This window comes from Limisalsivibrio acetivorans, assembly GCF_000421105.1.
Lineage (GTDB): Bacteria > Chrysiogenota > Deferribacteres > Deferribacterales > Geovibrionaceae > Limisalsivibrio > Limisalsivibrio acetivorans.
Map to the genome: position 1 here is coordinate 1 of NZ_ATWF01000004.1, position 2,467 is coordinate 2,467.

A 2,467-nucleotide genomic window follows, 5' to 3' on the forward strand; every position below is an offset into this window, starting at 1 on the left:
TTTTCGTTATAACTGTCTTCCGTCGCAAGGACGGCAACCTTTTGGGAAGCACCTGATTTGGTGTTCATGGAAGGTAGATTTGTTTGAAAGCAGGGTGAGTTTGGTTCCGTTGGCCGATAAGTTGGCCGGGAGTCTTGTTAAGGGTGTTCACCATTGGTGACGCATCCGAAAGAGAGCAGGCCTCGTTAAGGGATATAAGAACTTACCGATAGGTATAATCCATTCCAGCCGGAGATGTTCCGGCGGTTCGATTTCAATGATAATACATCAGGACGGTGAAACCGTTTCCAGGTATGAGCGTTGAAACGGGCTTGGAACGAGGTTAAAAACTTTTTTAAAAAAAGTGATTGACTTCGCGGCTGAGATTGGTTATAACTTCCTTCCGCTCACGAGAGCGGGAGGGATAACAGAGCAAGTTAAACGTTGTTTGACAATAGAATAGGCCGGTCCGAGAAAAGGGAAAAAGATATAACTGAGTTTGGACGGAGAGTTTGATCCTGGCTCAGAACGAACGCTGGCGGCGTGCTTAACACATGCAAGTCAAGGGGAAAGCACCTTCGGGTGTGATTACACTGGCGCACGGGTGAGTAACGCGTGAGGAACCTGCCCCGGAGAGAGGGATAACAACTCGAAAGAGTTGCTAATACTTCATAAGCCCCCGGTATTAGTTTACTGCGGGAAAAGACGGTTTCGGCTGTCGCTTTGGGATGGTCTCGCGTGTCATTAGCTAGTTGGTGAGGTAACGGCTCACCAAGGCAACGATGGCTAGGCGGCCTGAGAGGGTGGCCGCCCACACTGGAACTGAGACACGGTCCAGACTCCTACGGGAGGCAGCAGTGGGGAATTTTGCACAATGACCGCAAGGTTGATGCAGCAACGCCGCGTGTATGATGAAGGCTTTCGGGTCGTAAAGTACTTTCAGCAGGGAAGAACGGCATGGTCAGTAACTGGTCCATGTGTGACGGTACCTGCAGAAGCAGCCCCGGCTAACTCCGTGCCAGCAGCCGCGGTAATACGGAGGGGGCAAGCGTTGTTCGGAGTCACTGGGCGTAAAGAGCTCGTAGGCGGCATTGTAAGTCGAGGGTTAAAGGCATCAGCTTAACTGGTGTACGGCCTTCGAAACTATGATGCTAGAGTGCCGGAGAGGTATGCGGAATTCCCTGTGTAGCGGTGAAATGCGTAGATATAGGGAAGAACACCAGTTGCGAAGGCGGCATACTGGCCGGTAACTGACGCTGAGGAGCGAAAGCGTGGGTAGCAAACAGGATTAGATACCCTGGTAGTCCACGCTGTAAACGATGGACGCTAGGTGTTGGAAGTAACCACTTTCAGTGCCGAAGCAAACGCGTTAAGCGTCCCGCCTGGGGAGTACGGTCGCAAGACTGAAACTCAAAGGAATTGACGGGGGCCCGCACAAGCGGTGGAGCACGTGGTTTAATTCGATGCTAACCGCAGAACCTTACCTGGGCTTGACATCTCTGGAACAATATAGAGATATATTGGTGCTTACCTTTGGTAAGAACCGGATGACAGGTGCTGCATGGCTGTCGTCAGCTCGTGCCGTGAGGTGTTGGGTTAAGTCCCGCAACGAGCGCAACCCCTACTATTAGTTGCCATCAATTCGGTTGGGCACTCTAATGGGACAGCCGTCGACAAGGCGGAGGAAGGTGGGGACGACGTCAAGTCATCATGGCCCTTATGTCCAGGGCTACACACGTGCTACAATGGCGTATACAGAGGGCAGCGAGACTGTGAAGTCAAGCGAATCCCACAAAGTACGCCCCAGTTCAGATTGCAGTCTGCAACTCGACTGCATGAAGCCGGAATCGCTAGTAATCGCAGGTCAGCAAAACTGCGGTGAATACGTTCCCGGGCCTTGTACACACCGCCCGTCACACCACGGAAGTCGGCCGTACCTGAAGCCGGTGGCCCAACCTTATGGAGGGAGCCGTCTATGGTATAGCTGGTAACTGGGGTGAAGTCGTAACAAGGTAGCCGTACCGGAAGGTGTGGCTGGATCACCTCCTTTTTAAGGAAAGGAAAATACCTTTCTCGGACCGGCCTTTATATCTAACTTACTGGTTAAGGTAATCTGTAAGTTGGAGGGTGTTTACTTAATTGTAAGTACCTTTCAATTTACAGAGGGCCTATAGCTCAGTTGGTTAGAGCGCACGCCTGATAAGCGTGAGGTCGGTGGTTCAAATCCACCTAGGCCCATACGAAGGTTTAGAGCTGATGCTGAGAGTAGTTCTTGGCTTCAGTTGTAAATCTGGTCAGGCAGGTTAATGGGGGTGTAGCTCAGTTGGGAGAGCACCGCCCTTGCAAGGCGGGGGTCAGGAGTTCGAATCTCCTCATCTCCACTTTTAAGAAGACTAGATAAAGATGCATTCTGCAAGCCAGGATGCTTTCAAGAAGTAAATTAGGTAGCAAAATCGATTATATCGATAAGCTATGCTATAGAGATCGG

The 2,467-nt window shown here is 51.2% G+C and carries 2 tRNA genes and 1 rRNA gene; all 3 read left to right on the forward strand.

What is annotated here, in order from left to right:
- Nucleotides 1–479: 479 nt before the first annotated feature.
- The 3 genes from K300_RS0113965 to K300_RS0113975 all read left to right on the forward strand — a co-directional run bounded on the left by K300_RS0113965 (nt 480) and on the right by K300_RS0113975 (nt 2,360).
- Nucleotides 480–2,029: ribosomal RNA gene (locus K300_RS0113965) — 16S ribosomal RNA — on the forward strand.
- 114 nt (nt 2,030–2,143) lie between these two features.
- A tRNA-Ile gene (locus tag K300_RS0113970) sits at nt 2,144–2,217 on the forward strand.
- Between the two features lie 70 nt (nt 2,218–2,287).
- Nucleotides 2,288–2,360, forward strand: a tRNA-Ala gene (locus tag K300_RS0113975).
- Nucleotides 2,361–2,467: the final 107 nt, after the last annotated feature.